This is a genomic window from Halorubrum sp. Atlit-26R, assembly GCF_003666015.1.
Lineage (GTDB): Archaea > Halobacteriota > Halobacteria > Halobacteriales > Haloferacaceae > Halorubrum.
In genome coordinates this window covers 1-506 of record NZ_QPLT01000410.1, presented here as the reverse complement: position 1 = coordinate 506, position 506 = coordinate 1, and the positions used below count along the sequence as shown (strand labels likewise).

At 53.8% G+C, this 506-nt stretch carries 1 protein-coding gene; it reads right to left on the bottom strand.

Annotated elements, in window-relative coordinates:
• Nucleotides 1–157 (bottom strand): ATP-binding cassette domain-containing protein (locus DVK07_RS21205; RefSeq protein ID WP_121598615.1); only part of this gene is annotated, 157 nt, incomplete at its 3' end.
• Nucleotides 158–506: the final 349 nt, after the last annotated feature.

Below are 506 nucleotides of genomic sequence, written 5' to 3'. Positions count from 1 at the left end.
GAAACCCCATCAGCGTCCGGATGGCGGTCGTCTTCCCCGCGCCATTCGGTCCGAGGAACCCGAATACTTCACCCTCCTCGACCCCAAAGGAGAGGTCTTCGACGCCTCGCACATCGCCAGAGTACTTCATTAGACCGTCGGTCTGGATTGTTGGCATGGAAGAATCGTACTGAATGTACGTTTAGCGATGCGATGAATCTATCGTTCACTCATCCATCTGTTTTCGCAAAAAGAGGTCGACTCAATCTGTCTATCTTGATTCAGCGAGAGAATCCCGCTCTTTCCGCGAAGGACAAGTGTTCCGACACTCTGTCGGAACCGAGGAATGAGTAAGGGCGGGAGTAAATAATGTCCACCCCGTGCCACCGCTTCCGTGACCGTCTGAGCGTCTCTTTGTCCCTGTTCAGTTTTAGTGTTCGTCAGTCCGGTCACGAGTGACCTTCGCAAACCCACGAAGCTCGCCCGCGTCATCGAAGAGCGCAGTGAGGGTAAAATCCGCAAGAAAC